The 18,366-nt window shown below is 51.2% G+C and carries 13 protein-coding genes and 4 pseudogenes; 7 read left to right on the top strand and 10 right to left on the bottom strand.

What is annotated here, in order from left to right; all coding sequences use genetic code 11:
• Positions 1–19: 19 nt before the first annotated feature.
• From KQP84_RS23080 to KQP84_RS23070, 3 genes are read right to left on the bottom strand one after another with little or no spacing between them, the layout of a single operon-like run.
• Positions 20–1,348, bottom strand: a complete 1,329-nt coding sequence (locus KQP84_RS23080; RefSeq protein WP_215848453.1) for an MmgE/PrpD family protein — start codon at positions 1,346–1,348, stop codon at positions 20–22.
• A complete protein-coding gene (locus KQP84_RS23075; RefSeq protein ID WP_215848452.1) occupies positions 1,345–2,478 on the bottom strand; it encodes an amidohydrolase in 1,134 nt (377 codons plus the stop codon). The genes KQP84_RS23080 and KQP84_RS23075 overlap by 4 nt, the downstream gene beginning before the upstream one ends.
• The gene (locus KQP84_RS23070; RefSeq protein ID WP_215848451.1) at positions 2,475–3,023 is read right to left on the bottom strand and encodes a GNAT family N-acetyltransferase; all 549 of its coding nucleotides are present in this window, start codon (positions 3,021–3,023) and stop codon (positions 2,475–2,477) included. The genes KQP84_RS23075 and KQP84_RS23070 overlap by 4 nt, the downstream gene beginning before the upstream one ends.
• A 253-nt stretch (positions 3,024–3,276) precedes the next feature.
• Here KQP84_RS23070 and KQP84_RS23065 point away from each other — a divergent pair.
• The 3 pseudogenes from KQP84_RS23065 to KQP84_RS23055 all read left to right on the top strand — a co-directional run bounded on the left by KQP84_RS23065 (position 3,277) and on the right by KQP84_RS23055 (position 6,716).
• Positions 3,277–4,349 (top strand): annotated as a pseudogene (locus KQP84_RS23065) (iron-containing alcohol dehydrogenase family protein).
• A gap of 53 nt (positions 4,350–4,402) precedes the next feature.
• A pseudogene (locus KQP84_RS23060) lies at positions 4,403–5,703 on the top strand (LLM class flavin-dependent oxidoreductase).
• A 109-nt stretch (positions 5,704–5,812) separates the two neighbouring features.
• Positions 5,813–6,716 (top strand): annotated as a pseudogene (locus KQP84_RS23055) (LysR family transcriptional regulator).
• 37 nt (positions 6,717–6,753) lie between these two features.
• Here KQP84_RS23055 and KQP84_RS23050 read toward each other — a convergent pair.
• Together KQP84_RS23050 and KQP84_RS23045 are read right to left on the bottom strand one after the other, a co-directional pair.
• Entirely contained in the window at positions 6,754–7,155 is a 402-nt protein-coding gene (locus KQP84_RS23050) for an H-NS family histone-like protein (RefSeq protein ID WP_215848450.1), read from the bottom strand.
• A gap of 213 nt (positions 7,156–7,368) precedes the next feature.
• Positions 7,369–8,664 carry a CitMHS family transporter gene (locus tag KQP84_RS23045; protein WP_215848449.1) on the bottom strand — a complete coding sequence of 432 codons (1,296 nt, stop codon included), beginning with the start codon at positions 8,662–8,664 and terminating at the stop codon, positions 7,369–7,371.
• Between the two features lie 367 nt (positions 8,665–9,031).
• On the opposite strand from KQP84_RS23045, the gene KQP84_RS25635 reads away from it, so the two are divergent.
• Entirely contained in the window at positions 9,032–9,286 is a 255-nt protein-coding gene (locus KQP84_RS25635; RefSeq protein WP_252515516.1) for a LysR family transcriptional regulator, read from the top strand.
• Positions 9,274–9,918, top strand: a complete 645-nt coding sequence (locus KQP84_RS23040) for a LysR substrate-binding domain-containing protein (RefSeq protein WP_252515515.1) — start codon at positions 9,274–9,276, stop codon at positions 9,916–9,918. Before KQP84_RS25635 ends, KQP84_RS23040 begins: the two co-directional genes overlap by 13 nt.
• Before the next feature lie 167 nt (positions 9,919–10,085).
• Here the strand turns inward: KQP84_RS23040 and KQP84_RS23035 are convergent, their stop codons facing one another.
• On the bottom strand, positions 10,086–10,400 hold the full coding sequence (locus tag KQP84_RS23035; protein WP_215848726.1) for a hypothetical protein: 315 nt from the start codon (positions 10,398–10,400) through the stop codon (positions 10,086–10,088).
• On the opposite strand from KQP84_RS23035, the gene fhuE reads away from it, so the two are divergent.
• On the top strand, positions 10,399–12,582 hold the full coding sequence (fhuE, locus tag KQP84_RS23030) for a ferric-rhodotorulic acid/ferric-coprogen receptor FhuE (protein WP_243079438.1): 2,184 nt from the start codon (positions 10,399–10,401) through the stop codon (positions 12,580–12,582). The two genes, KQP84_RS23035 and fhuE, sit on opposite strands and share 2 nt — an antisense overlap.
• A gap of 101 nt (positions 12,583–12,683) precedes the next feature.
• Here the strand turns inward: fhuE and KQP84_RS23025 are convergent, their stop codons facing one another.
• Both KQP84_RS23025 and KQP84_RS23020 read right to left on the bottom strand, forming a co-directional pair.
• A complete protein-coding gene (locus tag KQP84_RS23025; RefSeq protein WP_215848447.1) occupies positions 12,684–13,775 on the bottom strand; it encodes an LLM class flavin-dependent oxidoreductase in 1,092 nt (363 codons plus the stop codon).
• Complete coding sequence (locus KQP84_RS23020; RefSeq protein WP_215848446.1) at positions 13,772–14,935, bottom strand: acyl-CoA dehydrogenase family protein; 1,164 nt, start codon at positions 14,933–14,935, stop codon at positions 13,772–13,774. Before KQP84_RS23020 ends, KQP84_RS23025 begins: the two co-directional genes overlap by 4 nt.
• A gap of 202 nt (positions 14,936–15,137) precedes the next feature.
• Here KQP84_RS23020 and KQP84_RS23015 point away from each other — a divergent pair, with 202 nt between their 5' ends.
• Positions 15,138–16,187 (top strand): ABC transporter substrate-binding protein, encoded by a 1,050-nt coding sequence (locus tag KQP84_RS23015; protein WP_215848445.1) that lies wholly within the window; start codon positions 15,138–15,140, stop codon positions 16,185–16,187.
• A 40-nt stretch (positions 16,188–16,227) separates the two neighbouring features.
• Here KQP84_RS23015 and KQP84_RS23010 read toward each other — a convergent pair whose 3' ends face one another.
• Positions 16,228–17,280 carry a PLP-dependent cysteine synthase family protein gene (locus KQP84_RS23010; protein ID WP_215848444.1) on the bottom strand — a complete coding sequence of 351 codons (1,053 nt, stop codon included), beginning with the start codon at positions 17,278–17,280 and terminating at the stop codon, positions 16,228–16,230.
• A gap of 29 nt (positions 17,281–17,309) precedes the next feature.
• A pseudogene (locus KQP84_RS23005) lies at positions 17,310–18,316 on the bottom strand (ABC transporter permease).
• Between the last annotated feature and the right edge of the window lie 50 nt (positions 18,317–18,366).

The following is an 18,366-nucleotide window of genomic DNA, read 5'->3' as shown; positions in this document are numbered from 1 at the left end:
TTGTTTTCATTTTTTGATTTCAATGTAATGCGTTAAAAACGGCAGCGGTTAATTGGGTTAAATCAGCGTTATTGCGCAGTTCACAGGCTTTCAGTATGGCTTCACATTGTTCAGGTGATCCCGCTTCCAGTGCTCGCTGCAATTTACCCTCAACGTCAACCGGCGTAGCCAAAGATTGTTGACGTGTTTGTCGGCAACGTAACGTCTTTCCATCACTCTGTTGAACAGCAACGTCATGAAATCTCAGCCCGGGGTTTAAGGCATCCGGCGGGGCGGTTTCGTCAGGACAGCGATGCACCTTTGCAGCCAATGCGAGCACGTCAGCATTCACGTCACCCTCGGCAAAGTCAGTCATGCGCAGCTCGTTATAAATCAGCATGGCAGCAATAACGTATTCGAGACTAAAACGCGCCTCGATACCATTTTTGGGCACGCGCACGGATGCAGCGATATCGCCGCCCGGAGGAAAGGCCACGTCAATCCGTTCAATTTTACGCAGAAAACTCTCCAGCGATTCACCGTTGGCAAGTCCTTGTTCGCGTATTGCACGTGCGGCCTCGGCTGCGCTGTGCGTGCCGCTACAGGTGGCAAAAGGTTTATATTCAAGCCCTGGCGAGCTGATCCGCCAGGGATTTCCCCAGTGAGTAATCAGGCGTTCAGGTTGATGCTGACCCTGGCTGCTACTGGCTATAAAGGCTTCCAGCACCGTACTGGCTTGCCCGTGGAATTCGGCCAGCGCCAGTTGCGTGGCACTCACGGCTCGTTCAGCGGCTAAGCCTGCGTGTAAAGGTTTAACTGCCGATCCAAATTGTGCTCGTAAGCCGCTGGCCTGCGTTGCCGCGATACCCAGAAGCACCGCGGTTTGGGCTTCGGTGGCTTCTGTTAATCGCGCCAGGGCAGCAGCAGCGGCCAGCGTGCCAAGCGACGCGGTATTGTGATAACCCAATGTGTAATGCTGTTGCGTAACGGCCAAACCGAGACGGCCTGCCACTTCAACACCCAAAATGTAAGCATCTAGAAAACGGTTCAGATCCACACTTTCAGCCTGGTATATCCATGCCATGAGTGCAGGCAGAATAACGGTGCTAGGATGCCCACGGAAATCTGCATGAAAATCATCAAAATCCAGGGCATGTCCGGCGTATCCCAGCAACAGCGCGCGCGATCGCGGCTCTTTCACATCATAAAGAGTGCGTAGCGTAGGCAAACCGCTGTCAATTACGTGACGTTGTAACACCGGCCAGGTGACAGCGATAAAATCTTTCACGCCTCGTTTAGCAGCCTGATGTGCCTGCTCATCAGGCTGAGAATGGACAACTAAATGGGCTAAATCAGCGGTTAAATTCATGAAGCTTTTACCAACGCTTTCACAGCAAGTTCAGACAGATAACGAGCGGTTGGCGCTAAAACATCATCATTTACACGAAAAGCGGGATGATGCAGCGCGTAGGGTTCGCCGGTGCCAATCATCATAAAAGCGCCAGGCAGCGCCTGTTGATAGAAAGCAAAGTCTTCACCAATGGGGCTGGCTTCCACTACACGTGCCTCGAAGCCGCTTTGGCTTGCCTGTTCCAGCGCAAACTCAACCCAGTTTGCATCATTGACCACCGACGGTGGCCCCGCTTGCCAGTCAATCTCAACCTGAGCATTAAACGCAGCAGCAATGCCATTAATGATCTGATGAAAACGTTGAGAAAGTAATTCACGTGTTTCGGCTGAAAAGGAACGCACCGTACCTTCGAGCCAGGCGCTATCCGGGATCACATTCCAGGTGGTGCCGCTGTGAATTTGCGTAACTGACACCACCGCATTGTCATTTGATGGCGCATTGCGGCTGATCAGCGTTTGCAGGGCCGTAACAAGTTGCCCGGCGATGACAATGGGATCGATGCTTTCATGGGGACGCGCGGCGTGACTGCCGATACCGCGAACCGTCACCTTGAAACGATCAACTGCGGCGGTCAGCGGGCCAGCCTTGCTGCCGATGACGCCTGGCGGCAAAGTCGGATCGTTGTGAATGCCAAAGATCACGGCGGCATCGTGTAATGCGCCGGTCGCCAACAAAACGGGTGCGCCCTGTCCGGTTTCTTCTGCTGCCTGGAATAAAATACGCACCCGCCCGGCTAACTGCGCTTCCTGCTGTTTTAGTAAGATAGCGGCACCCAACGCGGCGCAGCTGTGAAAATCATGACCACAAGCGTGCATCACGCCGGGGCGTTCAGAACGGAATGACACATCAGACTGTTCTTCAATTGGCAAAGCATCGATATCAGAACGCAGCACCACGAGCGGGCCTTCGCCCGAACCAATCTCTGCCACTAAACCCGTGGCTAAAGGTAAATTGAGAATTCGGATTTCATGGTGCTCCAACTGCGCCCGCAAGCGCGCAGTGGTTTCAAATTCCTCGTTGGAGAGCTCTGGGTAACGGTGCAATTCATGGCGAAATGCAATTAACGCCTGTTCATCGAGTGTGCTCATTTAGCGACGTCCTGTATTTGATGACTTTGACGCGAAAGCCATGTCTCGTGTAATGCGCTATTAAGCACTTTTTTCATATAAAGCGTGATGTGGCCTTTACCGAGATTGGTGGTGTGCATCGGCATAAAACCGCGCTTTAGGTACATCTCTTTTAACCAGGGATGGCAGGTGGCCGTGCCCAGAGAAACGGCAGGCGCGCGAAGCTGACCAATAAGAATATCCTGCTCGAGGTGCTGCAGAATTTGCTGACCAAATCCCTGCCCGGCGTAATCGGGATCTGCACCAAACCAGCCGATATGCGGTAAACCAAAAGGCCCCGGCAGCGGACCCCACGGGTAACGCACCGTCACGGATGAAACCATTACCTCGTCTTTATAAAGCGCGTAAACGCCATGACTTTGCAGATGGCGTAACGCTTTATCGCGATCGGCAGTGGCTGCATCGAAATGAATGCCTAACGCTTTGACTGCAGCATAAGCCGCGAGCATGAGAGATAAATATTCATCGACTTCATCTTCTTTAACCTGGCGAAAAGCAAGTGGCATAATCAATCCCGATTTAAATTTTAAACAGTTGTACTTTTTATTTGTTGGTCAGATTAACAGTAAACGTTTCGCGGGCTATATGTGAAAAGTGAATATAGTAATGCTTAAATGTGAAAAGCGATTTGTCGGTTTCAGATTGCGTAACTGCATATTTTACGTAATATGAAGCCATCGATGAAATTTAGCTAAGTGTCATTTATCCTATTGTTTATGTTAGTTATTTAAAACATAAAAATTCACTCAGGACGTTTACGTGTTAGCGATCAAATCCCCGCAAGCTTATATCCAACAGTCCGGCATTCGAAAAAAGCAGGGGAATATCTTGCTCCTTACGGAAAAAACATTCGTATCTTGACGTCTGAAACAGCCTGGCATGTGGTTAATTCAGAATTAACGCAGGCGTTAAACAATGCTGATATTAAATGGCAGCTGGAATATTTAAACGGTGAATGTACCGATGCGGCGATTAATCGCTTTAAGAATAATGTTATTGAGCAGGACGCCACGGTTATTTTTGCTGTGGGTGGCGGTCGTGTATTGGATTGTGCAAAGGCAGCCGGAGATGCGTTAGACAATGTGGTGGTCATCAACTTTGCGACTGTCGCGGCAACGTGTGCAGCCTGGTCACCAATCGCCATCATTTATAATGAGCAAGGCGGTCATTTACGCAGCCAGCCGTTACGCAAAATGCCAGTGCTGGTCTTGGTTGACAGCGAAGTCATCGCCCAAAGCGATGTGCGTTATTTAAAAGCGGGCATCGTTGATGCGCTGGCGAAGTGGTATGAATTCCGTCCTTATCAACGTCACAATCCAGAAAGCCTGGCGCTGGATCTCAAAGTCATGGCTGCGCAACGGGCGGTTGAGGCTTATCGCCAATGGGGCCAACAAGCGATTGAAGCCAATCAGCAAAAACAGGTTACGCCCGCGCTGGAAAAAGTCATTGACGCCAATATTGTGTTGGCTGGCTTGGCTAACAGCATGCGCGATGATTTACCGACGCCGGGATTCGCTCACGCCATACATAATCAATTAACCCATCTACCAGAACTGCATCACTGGCTGCACGGAGAAAAGGTGGGTTTTAGTTTGCTGGTGCAGTCGATTATGGAACACGCAGAAGGTCAGCCAGACGCTGATTTGGTGGCGTTATTAACATGTTTTAGCACGCCGTTAAGGCTGCCGGCGTTCCATCAGAATCGTCAGCAAGTCATACGTCAACTTGCACAGGCGATTCGCTTTCCTGCTGCCAGCGCTGCGCGTTTACCCTTTACCGTGTCGCCGGAAGCGTTAGAACAAGCACTGCTCGCCACCGACACCCTTTCTTAATTGCACATTTTTTTATCGCGGCTACGCGGTCTTACATCATTCAAGGGAAAAGTATGAGTAACCAAAACAGTAATACGCGTTTGCGCCTCGGGCTTTTTGTCCAGCCGGTGGGCCATCACGTCAGTGGCTGGCGCTTGACCGAACAGTTAGGAGCGCCTACGGATATCGACTGGCTGATTACGCTGGCAAAGAAAGCGGAAGCGGGTCGGTTTGATCTGTTTTTTGTCGGTGATGCCCTTGCAACAAGCATGTATCGCTTACCCTCAACCATGGCGCGGCTTGAGCCGCTCACGCTGCTTTCGGCATTGGCGACGCACACTAAGCGTATTGGCCTGGCAGCCACCGCATCAACGACGTTCAGCGATCCGTTCACGTTGGCTCGCGCATTTTCGTCACTTGACCATATCAGCCGTGGACGTGCTGCATGGAACGTTGTGACCTCGTTTTCAGCCGACGTAGCACGCAATTTCAGTCGTGAAGATATGCCAGATCACGCCGAACGTTATGGACGCGCACGCGAATTTTTAGACGTCGCGAATAAACTTTGGCAAGGCTGGGAAGAGGGCGCGGTGCAACCTGATAAAGCCAGCGGCCGCTACTTTGTGGATGAGAAGATTAAGTCAGTGAACCATCAAGGTGAGCATTTCCAGATTCAAGGCCCCTGAATATTACCCGATCACCACAAGGACGCCCGGTGATTATCGAAGCAGGTTCTTCAACGGATGGTCAAAAACTGGCGGCTGAAACGGCCGAAGTGGTGTTCACCGCCGCGGCAAGCCTGGAAGAGGCTCAGCAGTTTTATCAGTCACAGAAAGCGCAGGTTGAAGCGGCCGGTCGTGATCCTGCACATGTGGTGATTATGCCTGGCGTAATGCCGATTGTTGGGCGCACGCGTGAAGACGCCAAAGCGCTGTGGAAAGAGCTCAACACGCTGGTCGATATCGATAACGGTTTGAAGCAGCTTTCGCTGCGTTTTGGGCTGGATTTGTCAACCTATCCGCTGGATGGGCCAGTGCCTGAAGTTCCGCTGGGTGAAGGTAATCAAAGCCGGGTGAAATTACTGACCGAGATGGCAAAGCGTGAGAACCTTACTCTTCGTGAACTGGCAGCCATCGCCGCGGGATCACGCGGTCATCGCGTGATTGTGGGTACGGCAGAAGATATTGCAGACGATTTTCAGCTATGGCTGGAGCAGGGTGGCGCGGATGGATTCAACATCATGCCTGCCATTATGCCGGAACAGCTCGACTTGTTTGTTGAGCTGGTAATACCTGAATTGCGCCGCCGGGGCTTATTCCCAGAAGATTACGCTTATCCTACTTTGCGTGAAAACCTCGGTTTACCGGTGGCGTAACGCCTTGGCCCGCGTTGTGAATGTGCAGCGCGGGTATTGATTCAAGGTTGTCAGTAACCGGTGCCGCGTGCTGAAATCAGAGTTTCTGTTCATAAGCGCGAATTTCATCATGACGACTGATATCAGAACGCTGGACTTGAATTTACTCAAGGCGCTGGACGCCTTGCTAGATGAACGCAGCGTGACGCGTGCAGCCGATCGTCTGGCGCTGACCCAACCTGCGGTGAGCGGCATGTTAACGCGGCTGCGTGACTGCTTTGACGATCCTTTATTTACGCGCACTCAGCGCGGTATCGTACCCACCGTTCGTGCGTTAGAACTGGCCGCGCCCATCAAGCAGATATTGTCTGAAGTTAACGTGCTGCTTCAGCCAAAAGCCTTTGATCCTTCCCGTGCTGAAATGACATTTACCCTTGCTGCGACCGATTATGCGTTACGCGCTGTGGTTGTTCCGTTTATGGCTGCGCTTCGACAGCAGGCACCAGGCATACGTGTATCTGTCGTGCCGGTGGTTTACGATCAAGTGAAGTTACAAATGGAGCGCGGTGAAGTGGATGTCGCCTTGCTGACCCCTGATTCCACGCCTGCTGAATTACATAGCCGGGCGCTATTTGATGAAGAGTACGTTTGCCTGATACGTGTAGATCATCCTGCGGCGACAGAAGAGCGTCTTTCGCTAGAAACCTTTTGTTCACTCGATCACGCCTTGGTCTCTTATCAGGGGGGCATTTTCACGGTGTCACAGATGATGCGTTGGCAACGTTAGGCTATAAACGACGCGTGACATTATCGGTGAGTAGTTTTTGGTATTACCGGAAATATTGCGTGTCAGCGATCTTATCGCGGTGGTGCCGCGCCGGTTGGCGGTGAATATGCAGGGGTTAAAGATCATGAATCCGCCGCTGACGCTTGCGGGTTTTACTAAAAGCGTGGCATGGCATGAGCGTACGCATCGTGATGCCGGTTATCGTTGGCTACGCAACGTATTGTTTACGACCAGCGCGATACAGTAAAGCAGCGCGGCGCCTGGAATAAGCGCCGCGATGATGATTAAAGCAGGAAGTCGTTCAATGAACCGCCTGCTTCCAATGCTTTTTTGATTGGAGAAGGCGTGCGGCCCTGACCGGTCCAGGACTTAGTCTCACCGTTTTCATCGGTGTATTGGTATTTAGCCGGGCGTGGTGCACGCTTGGCTTTACTTTTAGTTTCAACAGATGCCAACTTGGTTAAATCAGAAATATCGATGCCGTCGTTTAACAGCATTTCTTTATATTTCGCCAACTTGTCTGCTTTTTCACGCTCAGAGGCTAACGCAGCTTCTTCTTCTTCACGACGCTCAGCGACCACGACAGAAAGCTTTTCAAGCATTTCATTTAACGTGTCAATGTCAACTTCACGGGCTTGAACACGTAATGTACGTAGGTTATTCAACGCCTTTAGCGCATCACTCATTGATTAATCCTTAAAGATGAAACGAATATTTATAAAGCAATGCAGTTTACGAAAAATAGATTCAGAAGGAAATATCTTAGCGAGAGGAAAATGCGCTATTTACGTTGTTTTGAGAATGGGGCGTTTTAAACATTCCGCATAAAAAGACAAGACTTAAAAAAAGTGCCCGCAGCGATATCGTTTAAAATATCGCCTCACAGGCAGGTGTTCATTTTAGGCGTTTTGATAGAAGGGAAAGCAGCCCGCCAAGATACTCACAGAAAATAACACCATGCAGGTAATGAATGACCAACGCAGGGTATATCGCTGTGTTTGTGCATAATCGAGTTTAAGCATGCCGACTAATAAATAAGTCGAGGCGACCAGCGGGCTCAAAATATGTACCGGCTGTCCAACCAGCGCCGCTCGGGCCATTTCTAAAGGCGTGATGCCATAATGCCCTGCGGCCTTAACCAGTACCGGTAACATGCCGAAATAAAAGACATCATTAGAAACCATCCAGGTTACTGGAATACTCAACAGCGCGGTAATCACCGCCAAATAAGGGCCTAATGCATCGGGGATTACCCGCACAATGGCTTCTGCCAGCGTATTTGCCATACCGGTTCCCGAGAAAATCCCCGTAAATACCGCCGCTGCAAAAATCAGGCTCGCGACCGAAAGAATAGCGGAAGCATGTCGGGTTAATTGCGCTTGTTGCTGGCCGATGGATGGATAGTTGATCATGAACATAATGGCTGTCGCTAACATAAACAGATAAGCCATGGGCACCACGCCCAACACCAACACCACCAGCAAGGCAATCGTGAGCAACCAGTTGGCCCAAAATCGCCAGGCTGGGCAAGGCGTGATTTCAAACTCTAGCTTGTGTTCGACGGCGGCTGTAGTGGCTTGCCAGCCGATACGTTTGCGTTCGTGACGTCCCAAAATCCAGGCAAGAACAAAGGTCCAAATCACACAGGCAATTAAGGGAATCAACATCGGGACAAAAAGCGTTCCTATCTCAGCATGTATCGCTGTTGCTGCGCGCGCGGTCGGCCCGCCCCAAGGAAACATATTGCCCAATCCGGTACATTGTAATAACAGACAAGCCGCTTTAAGGGTTGAAATACCCATACGTTTATAAATGGGTAGGAAAGCGGAGAGCACAATCATATACACCGTGGCCCCATCACCATCCAGCGCAACTATAAAGCCTAATAAAACCGTTCCACAAAATATCTTTACTGGGTCGCCATCCACAGCAGAAACAATACGTTTAATTACCGGATCAAACATGCCGGCATCGGTGACGCTCATAAAATAGATCATGGCAAAGATTAACATTACGCCGGTTGGTGCGACGGTGCGTAAACCTTTAATCACCATATCCCCCACGTCGGTATTGTGTCCGAGAAACAGGGCAAACAGCGTAGGAATAAATATTAACGCCGTTAGAGCAGAGAGTTTTTTGCTCATTAATAAGCCAATAAACGTGACTATCATAAGCAGACTGATTATCAGCAGCATGGTGATATCCTGTAGAGTAAGACATTGCCGATTTGCGTTAAACAAATCACATATGTATCGAAATTAATCAGCGCGATCAGAGTCGCCGAAATAGTTAATAACGTTTTGTAATTAATATTAAATGGCTAAGACTGAGATTCACCGGTCTTTTAAGTTAAAAAAGCAGGTCGTCGTTATGCCAATAAACGCCCTTATTTTCCTTAAAAATGAGGCGCGCCCTTTTCATTTCTGTGAGATGACTCGCGAATCTTCATTAAATATCCGCTAAATACTCTGTTATTCCCTTGTTAACGTGGGGTAAGCCTGGCATGAGAGAAAAATAAATAATATTCTCCAATCATTATCAATCGATTCCTTTGGGGAATGAATGGAGCTTAAAGATCTCACCTATTTGCTGGCGATTCGCGAAACGGCGCATTTAGGTAAAGCGGCGCAATCCCTTGGTATCACCCAACCGGCGTTAACTAAATGTATTCAGCGGTTGGAAAAATCGTCATCAACCAAACTGATTTTGAAAGTAGGGCGCGGGATCCAGCTCACGGAAGCCGGATTGTTACTTTGTGAACGCGCTCAAAAAGTGGTTCTGCTAATGCAGATGACAAAAAAGATTTGCATGCTTTAGGCACCGGAACAGCGGGGGTAATCCGCCTGGGCGTAGCAGCGACAGCTGCTGAATTCATGTTGCCTGAGTTGACGCACGAACTGCTGCAGCAAGCGCCCAGCGTCGTGGTGGAAATTCAGGTAGGGCTGAATGACTTTTTACAAAACCGGCTGCGTGAAAACAAGCTGGACCTGATTCTCGGTTTCCTGCCTGAAAGTAACAGTGAATTCATCACCCGTCCGCTGGTGGAAGATCCGGTGGTGGTCGCCGCCAGTCAATCACACCCGCTCGCTAATATTCATCCAACGCCCGAGCAACTTGGTCACTATCGCTGGCTGTTGCCCGCGCCACAGGTGGCGACCCGACAATGGCTTGAACAGCGCTTACGCAGCGGCGGCTATGCGGCGCCTCGCGTGCAGGTAGAAAGCAACACGCTTTCTCCGCTTCGGCGCATGTTGGCACAAACTGAACTGCTCAGTTTTATCTCGCGACGTTTGTTGCAAGGCGAAAGCGCCGGAGAGGCGTTAATCGAAATCCCTTTACCGTTAGTCATGATGCCACGCACGTTTGGCTGGCAATTTCGCTCCCTCAGCGAATTATCGCCAGCGGCACGTTTGTTAGTGGAGTTAGCGGAAAAGCGCTGGAAATGGTAAAGGTGCTGCGCTGTTAAGCGCTGAGTAACCTTTCCTTGCCTTCACCTTACAGCCTGGATCTTCTTGATTCAGGCCAAAAATCAGTAAAATCCTGCTGCTATCTTGAAATAACATTAACCGAATCAAGACATTTCCCGCGCCTTCTGACTTAAAAGCCCTCCCATATTTCACAAAATATCTTTGATATCAACACCTTTAGGGAACGTTAAAAGTTCGAGAAATTTCGCATCATTTGCTAACAATTTCTTGCAATGATAATAGCAATGCGTATATTTCTCATTTGCTTTAAAGGCAACATCACGCCAGCGCGAAGACGTACGCAGAGTGGGTTTTCTGGGATAACCCCCAGAAAAAAGGCGAAACGCAGCGGTTTCGTCCGCCAGGCTGCAAGGCTGTGAACAGTGGCAAAAAATCAAAAATATAAATGAGGAATTACCGATGTCTTTTGATGTTAAGCGCGTCAGGGAATCTGCAACGAACATGCCTTCGCTTGCGCACAACAAACCTCTGCGTCTCTCCTTGCTGGCGGCTGTTGTCGCTACCGCCTTCACCAACAATGTGCAAGCAGCAGAAACGACTGTGCCCGCCGCCACTGATGATCAGACCATGGTGGTGAGTGCATCCTCTGCGGGTGATGTTGCCGATACGCCTAATACCGATTACAGCGTGCCCGTGACACGTGCAGGAACAAAATTAACCTCTACCGTGCGTGATATTCCGCAGTCGGTCAGTATTATTACCCAGCAGCGTATGCAGGATCAGCAGCTGCAATCGCTGGGGCAAGTGTTGAATAACACCACTGGCATTCAGGAAAGCACCGCTGACATGGATCGTAAAACCTACTATTCACGCGGCTTCCTGATTGATAACTACATGATTGACGGCATTCCCAGCGTATTTGAAGAGCGCTGGAACCTGGGCGATTCACAAACCGACTCGGCGCTGTATGAGCGTATTGAAGTCGTCCGTGGTGCGAATGGCCTGTTAGTCGGCGCGGGTAATCCTTCGGCAGCTGTGAATATGATCCGTAAACATGCGAACAGCAAAGTGGCAACGGGCGACCTTTCCGCCAGCTACGGCAGCTGGAATAAACAGCGCTATGTCGCCGATGTTCAGACTCCGCTGACTGAATCAGGTAACGTGCGCGGACGCGTCGTTGCCGGTTATGAAGATAAAAACAGCTTCGTTGAGCGTTACGGTGCTGAAAAGAAATTTATATCTGCCATCGTTGATGCAGACCTGACTGACTCAACGACCTTGTCGTTGGGTTATGAATATCAGGAAAATAAAGCCGACAGCCCAACCTGGGGTGGCTTGCCACGTTACTACACCGATGGCAGCAAAACCGATTATCGTCGTGGCTTTAATACCGCGCCGGACTGGGCTTACAACAACAAAGAGACCAAAAAGGTCTTTGTCAATTTGCAGCAGGCGTTTGATAACGGCTGGCAACTCACCTTAAACGGTACGCATAACGAAACCAATTTCGCCAGTAAGCAGCTCTATATTGATGGCTACTTCGACAAAGTCACCGGTATTGGACAGTCGGAATATGCCGGTTATCCGGTAGTGGGTGGGACAGGTTATAACACCGGCAAGCGTAAAGTGGATGCAGTGGATACCTTTGCCAGCGGCCCGTATGAGCTGTTTGGGCGCACCCACGAATTGATGGCAGGCGTGAGCTACAGTAAGCAGCAAAATACCTATTACAGTGCGTTTGCCAATATTTCGCCGGAAGAGTTGGGTGACTTCAACAACTACAACGGTCAATTCCCTGAAACGGATTGGGGTCCGCGCTCGCTGGCGCAAGATGACACCACGCGCCAGAAGTCAGCTTACATGGCAACGCGCATTTCACTGGCCGATCCGCTGCATCTGATTTTAGGTGCCCGCTACACGCGTTGGATCAACAACACGCTGACCGGTGATTTAGAGAAAAACAACATCACGCCTTATGGTGGGTTGGTGTATGACATCAATGATAACTGGTCGACTTACGCGAGTTACACCTCGGTATTCAAACCCCAAACCAACCGTGACAGCAGTGGCGCGACGCTTTCACCGGTTGTGGGTAACAACTATGAAGCGGGTGTGAAATCAGATTGGTTTAATAGTCGCCTGACGACGTCATTCACCGTGTTCCGTACCGAGCTGGATAATGTCGGCGTCAGCACCGGTCGCATCATTGAAGGATCAACCGACACGGCATATGAAGCTAAAAAAGGCACAGTCAGCCGCGGCGTGGAGTTTGAAGTCAACGGCGCACTAACCGATAACTGGCAGATGACGTTTGGTGGCACGCGTTACATTGCGGAAGATCGCGATGGTGAAGCAGTTAATCCAAACCTGCCGCGCACCCAGCTGAAACTGTTCACCCGTTATCGCCTGCCGATGTTGCAGGATCTGACCATTGGCGGTGGTGTGAACTGGCAAACTCACGTCTGGAAAGAGAGCGCGGGCCCAAGCGGCAATGGCACCTTCTACTCTGAGCAGGGCAGCTACGCGCTGGTTGATCTCTTTAGCCGCTATCAGCTGACCAAACAGCTGGCGCTGCAAGCTAACGTTAACAACCTGTTCGACAAAAAATACGACACCAATATCAATGGTGATGTGGTTTACGGCGAACCGCGTAACGTCTCGGTAACGGCGAGCTACAGCTTCTGATTTTTTTGCCTTGGCTTATCCCGTAGTAAAAACGCCTCTTCGGAGGCGTTTTTACTGCAAACTTTACAATCCCCTTAAAAAGCGTTCTCAAGCCTTATTACCTAAGCCGCTGATGAACGCTTCTGCTCGGCTTCATACTCCGCCACTTTTTGACGAATCACGGGTAGCAAATACTGGCCATACTCAGTGGCATCGCGCAATTGATCGAAACCACGAAACAGAAACGTCGTCACGCCGAGTTTGTAGTATTCCAATGCGGCATTGGCGACGGTTTCCGGCGAACCCACCAGCGAGGTTGAGTTGCCCGCAGCGCCTGAAAGCGCCGCAATCCCTGTCCACAGGCAGCTGTCATAAACCTTGCGCGCCGTCGCGAGTTGATACAACCGTTGTGAACCGACATTGCTGTCCGGCTGAATCGCTTTACCGCCTATATTGGCCTGCGCGGCGGCCAGCAGCGATTCTGCCCGTGCCCACGCCTGTTCATCACTGGCAGCGACAATCGGACGCAGTGACAAACTAAAGCGAATCTCATTTTCACGACCATATTTTTTCGCCGCTTCACGCACCTGTTCAATGCGGGCTGCAACCTGTTCCAGCGGTTCGCCCCACATCATGTAAACATCTGCATGTTGCGCTGCAATTTCCACTGCAGCATGTGAAGCACCGGAAAAGTAGATGGGCACCCGTGGTTTTTGTAGCGGTTTCACCTCAGTCAAATTATCCCGTACCTGATAAAACGCGCCTTCAAAGTCAAAAGGCTGGTCGGATTGCCACACCTGTTTCATGATCTGCACATATTCACCGGTGCGGGCGTAACGCTCATCCTTGGTCAAGAAATCGCCGTCACGCTGCAAATCGCCGCTGTCTCCGCCGGTAATCACATTGATCGATACGCGCCCCTGACTCAGCTGATCGAGCGTGGCAAACTGGCGTGCAGCAAAGGTGGGCGCTTGAAATCCGGGACGATGCGCAACCAGCAAACCCAACTTCTCCGTAAAGGCGGCGACGTAACTGGCGATAATCATCGAGTCTGGCGCGCGGGTATTGACCGCCAGCAACACTTTATCGAAACCTGCATATTCCTGAGCATGGGAAAAGGCTTTGATAAAAGGGATATCGACAATTTTACCGTTGCCTGCGTCCGATTCACTCTGTTCATGCGCGCCGACCAGACCAATAAATTCGAGCGTCATTTGTGACTCCTGTTAAATGAGAGCGCCGTTTTACCGGCAGCTGTAAAAATGACATCATCCTGCGGGGTATGAATGCGGCCACACAGCACGTTACGTAAATGCCGTTCAAGTGGATTACTGCGTGTCAGGGCATGATTACCAATGCTTTCCACCATCAGCTGAACGCTGCGAATGGCATTTTCAATCACAACCTGTTTGATCTTCGGCGCCTGAGCGCTTGCAACCAGCCCGGACGTGGCAAAATCGAGCAGCGTCTGGCTGGTAAACAGCAAGGTTTCTACCCGGCCAACAATCTCCTGAAAGCGTGGCAAACTCGCCAGCGGCGCACCTAAATTTGCCGGGATGCGCTGCTGAAGAAAGGTGATAAACCAGTCGCGCGCGGCGTGGGCGATGGCGTCATAGAGCGATCCAAGCAAAACCGCCATCCACACCGTCTCCTCATCATTTAAACCTGCACGTGGTTCGCTCCAGCGGCTGACGTTGACGGCATTTTCAGCCGGGATCCATACATCATCAAACACCACGCGATGGCTACACGTGGCGCGCATGCCCAGATGATCCCACTCAGGTTCAATGCGAATGCCCGTTGCTGATGCCGGGACCAAATAACTGCCCACCAGCGGATCGGCGTCGTCGCTGCTTGCCCAAACCAAAAACCAGCTCAAGCCCACGCTGCCGGTGGCGTAAATCTTCTCACCGCTCAGGCGCCAACCATCGGGTTCACGGCGCGCGACGGTTTTGGGTAAACCGCCGCGTGCTGGCGTGCCGAGTTCCGGTTCAACACGCAGCGCATTAATCAACGCGCCCTGATCGCGCACGCTTTGCGCTACCCGTAGACGAACGGATTCTGGCCAGTCTGAATCCTCACCTAAACGGCGCGAATTCAAATACTGCATAATCACAATCAAGGCGGTGGAGGGTTCGCCTTGTGCTATGGCGGCAATAATGGCGCGGGATTCCGTTAAATCAGCCCCGAATCCACCCGCCGAAATCGGTAGCGCCCGGCTCAGTAATCCGTGTTGCTGCAACAGCGCAAAATTTTCGTGGGGAAATTCGCCCTGCCAATCAATCTGATCGGCTGATTCCTGGAGGGCACGCGTAATGGCGGGCAGACGTTCTCGCAAAAAGATGGATGAATTATCGCTGTCGTTAACGGACATAACGCAAGCCTCAATGAATAACCTGATTGTGACGCAATCTTTTATTTTTATGCCGCCAATGTAAAAGCAAAATACCAGATAACCTCATGCAGAATTGGCATAATTTCAATGCTGGTTGCTGAGCAAATTAATCATTACTCTGCATGAGATTAATGAAAACGTTATTTATGTTAAGGGTCTCCACTTATTTGGGAGTAACATCGTGCCAGCTCAATATTCACTATCTCGTCGGCATTTTCTTAATTATTCGGCTGCGGCATTAGCCGCCAGCGCATTACCCGCCTGGGCAAACCCTCATGACGCGATGAATATGTCGCCTGATATTTTACAGGGAGGTGCAGGGAAATGGGCGTTGGCAAAACCCGCGAAAATACGTCTGGCGGTGAACCTCAACGCTATTTGTCTGGCGCCGGTGATCGTCGCCGATCAGCATAATTTCTTCAAAGCACATAATTTGGAGGTCGAGTTCGTTAACTTTGGCAATTCAACCGAACTTTTACTGGAGTCGATTGCCACTGGCAAAGCCGAAGCCGCGGTGGGCATGGCGCTGCGCTGGTTAAAAGCACTGGAGCAGGGCTTTGACGTTAAGCTAACGGCAGGCACGCATGGCGGTTGTATGCGGCTGTTAACGCGCGACGACGGTCCACGCTCGCTTGAAGCGCTGAAAGGCACCACCATTGGCGTTACCGATATGGCCGGTGCCGATAAAAACTTTTTCTCCTTAATGCTGAAGCGGCACGGGCTTGATCCTAATACGGATGTAAACTGGCGCGTTTATCCGCAAGACCTATTGCCGCTGGTGTTACAGAAAGGTGAAATTCAGGCCGCAACCGGATCCGATCCGGTGATGTGGCGACTCTCTCAACAGCCCGGTTATCGCGAGGTTGCGACCAACTTAATGGATGAATATGCCAATCTGAGCTGCTGCGTCATTGGTACGCGCGGCAGTTTGATTCGCGATCAGCCTGAAGTGGCAGCGGCGATTACCCATGCGATTTTACAGGCGCATGCTTATGCGGCGCAGCATCCTGATACCATTGGCACCGAATTTAATGGTAAAGCGCTGAATACCACGCCACAGGAGATTGCCAGCGTATTGAAAACCCATACGCACGGCCACTATTCCGTGGGGAATGACTTTGTGAAGGAAATAGACGTCTATGCCCGCGATTTAAAAGCGATCAACGTATTACGTCCAGAAACCGATCCGATGCTCTTCGCCAAAGGTATTACTTCAGACGTATTGATATAACAAAAAAGGCAGCCTCGGCTGCCTTTTTTGTTTGTAACGATCAGCTTAAAAGCTGTTGTGATGTCTGTACCGCATTGGCGTTTTTTAAACTTTCTGCGGGACGATGGTGATCGAACAATTGCGTAGAAAGATAATTTCCACCGCCATCCGCCAGCAAAATGACGATACGTTTTCCCTGATTCTCTGGCCTTGCTGCCAACTGCCTTGCCGCATACAGCACCGCTCCCGACGAATCCCCAACTAATATCCCTTCGACTAATGCCAGCTCGCGCGCCGCCTGATACGCCTGCCAGGTTTCCACTGCAATCACCTCATCAATCACCTGATGATCGACATTGGCGGGGATCCGCTCCGGTGGTTGGCTGCTAAAGGCGTGAACGCCAGTGATCTCAAGCGGGTCAGGATTATCAGGTTGTGGCTGCGAGCCAATACCCGGTTCTACAGCAACCACATGAAGTTCTGGATACTGCGATTTGAGATAGCGCCCAATACCAGAAAGCGTACCGCCGGTGCCCACCGAGGCCACTAAAATATCAAGCTCACCTTGCGTATCGCGCCAGATCTCTGGCCCGGTTGTCAGCGCGTGCACACGCGGATTCGCCGGGTTCTCCAGCTGCTGCAAAAAGTGTACGTGCGGTTCTGCTTCCCGCACCCGCGCCACCAGCCAGCGGGTTGCCGCGACAAAATCGCCGTCGGTAGATTCATAGAAGTCGGCAAAGCCCGGAACCTGGCTAAAAGGGATCAGTTCTGCGCCTAAAGCCTGAATCACCTTGCTGCGTTCGATACTAACAAAGTCATTGATGTAAACACGAAAGCGATAACCTTTTGCCGCCGCAAACGCCGCCAGGCCAATACCGGTATTGCCGCTGGTGGTTTCAGCAATCACATCGCCAGGTTTTATCAGGCCGCGGCGTTCAGCATCTTCAATCATCGCCAGCGCAATGCGGTCTTTCACGCTGTGATTAGGATTAAACAACTCCAGCTTCGCCAGCAGGTCAACATGCAACTGGTAGCGCTCACTAAAGCGCGTCAGGCGCAGCAGCGGCGTATTGCCAGTGAGCTCGGTTATTGAATTATAAATAGATGCAGCCATTTCTTGTCCTCACTGAGATAAAAGTGCGATCACCATTTCACCGCATTGCGCTGCCACGCCAATGTGCGATCGCGCACGATGAACAGCAGCGTAATCAGCGAAGAGCACAGCAGCGCCATGATGATCAATGCCGCATACATGTTGGCGTACGCCGCCCAGCCTTGCGCCCACTGCAAATACCAGCCAAGACCTGATTTAACACCCATCATTTCTGCAGCAACCAATACTGAGAATGAGGCGCCCAAGCCCATAAACAGCCCGACAAACAGATGCGGCAGAGCAGCGGGCACGGCGACACGCAGCACTAAAAACAATGCGTTCGCCCCCAGCGTGCGCGCCACATCGTAATAACGGTTATCAACGCTGGCGACGCCTGACCACGTCAACACCGTCACCGGGAACCAGGTCGCCAGCGCAATGAGAAAGACCGCTGCGGAAAAGCTTGAGGGAAAGAAATAGAGCGAGAGCGGTAACAACGCAGTGGACGGCACCGGCCCAAGAAAACGTAAAACAGGATGCACCCAATATCCCAGCCCGCGCGACCAGCCAATTGCCACGCCAGTAATGAATCCCACCACGCTACCAAAGGCGAACCCAATGGCCAGCAGACGCAGCGAATTCAGTACGCTGTCGAGCAGGCGGGGCCAATCTGTGGCGTAAGCTTCAAGTAACGCACGCGGTGGGGCGAAAAAGGGGCGGGCAACAGCGCCTGTTTCGCGGTGACGTATTCCCAAATCCCCAACAGCAGGGCTAACACCACTAACCAGCGCGCACTGGTTTTCAGCGGTTGCCAGAGTTTCAAATGGGGTGCTGCGCTGGCTGCCAGCACTAACACCGTAAGGAGTGACGCAAGGGCGATAAAAAACGCTTGGGTTTCATTGACAAAGCGTGGGGCCGCAAAGCCGATTTGTTTATCGGGCAGGCCGGTCATCAGCGCGACCAATCCCCACCAACAGAGTAAGGCTGCCCATAAGAGGGGATCAATGCGACGTACCGCATTTGACGATCGCCCCAGTGCTAACGTTTCACTCACCATGTTTCTCTCCCGCTGATAACTGCAATATTTACTGTATTTGCCAGGCATTC

Origin of the sequence: Candidatus Pantoea bituminis (genome assembly GCF_018842675.1) — a bacterium.
Classification (GTDB): Bacteria; Pseudomonadota; Gammaproteobacteria; order Enterobacterales; family Enterobacteriaceae; genus Pantoea; species Pantoea phytostimulans.
Note: the sequence above shows the minus strand (reverse complement) of the source record. Positions and strands in the feature narration are given on the sequence as shown.

Excerpts from the sequence above, each read along its gene's own strand:
- KQP84_RS23050 (WP_215848450.1), bottom strand. The coding sequence starts at position 7,155 with ATGAGTGATGCGCTAAAGGCGTTGAATAACCTACGTACATTACGTGTT.
- KQP84_RS23075 (WP_215848452.1), bottom strand. The coding sequence starts at position 2,478 with ATGAGCACACTCGATGAACAGGCGTTAATTGCATTTCGCCATGAATTG.
- KQP84_RS23045 (WP_215848449.1), bottom strand. The coding sequence starts at position 8,664 with ATGCTGCTGATAATCAGTCTGCTTATGATAGTCACGTTTATTGGCTTA.
- KQP84_RS23025 (WP_215848447.1), bottom strand. The coding sequence starts at position 13,775 with ATGACGCTCGAATTTATTGGTCTGGTCGGCGCGCATGAACAGAGTGAA.
- KQP84_RS23070 (WP_215848451.1), bottom strand. The coding sequence starts at position 3,023 with ATGCCACTTGCTTTTCGCCAGGTTAAAGAAGATGAAGTCGATGAATAT.
- KQP84_RS23080 (WP_215848453.1), bottom strand. The coding sequence starts at position 1,348 with ATGAATTTAACCGCTGATTTAGCCCATTTAGTTGTCCATTCTCAGCCT.
- KQP84_RS23035 (WP_215848726.1), bottom strand. The coding sequence starts at position 10,400 with ATGTTCGTTGCAGATTCCCTGACGCGCTTAACATCAAAAGACATCGGT.
- fhuE (WP_243079438.1), top strand. The coding sequence starts at position 10,399 with ATGCCTTCGCTTGCGCACAACAAACCTCTGCGTCTCTCCTTGCTGGCG.
- KQP84_RS23020 (WP_215848446.1), bottom strand. The coding sequence starts at position 14,935 with ATGTCCGTTAACGACAGCGATAATTCATCCATCTTTTTGCGAGAACGT.
- KQP84_RS25635 (WP_252515516.1), top strand. The coding sequence starts at position 9,032 with ATGGAGCTTAAAGATCTCACCTATTTGCTGGCGATTCGCGAAACGGCG.
- KQP84_RS23010 (WP_215848444.1), bottom strand. The coding sequence starts at position 17,280 with ATGGCTGCATCTATTTATAATTCAATAACCGAGCTCACTGGCAATACG.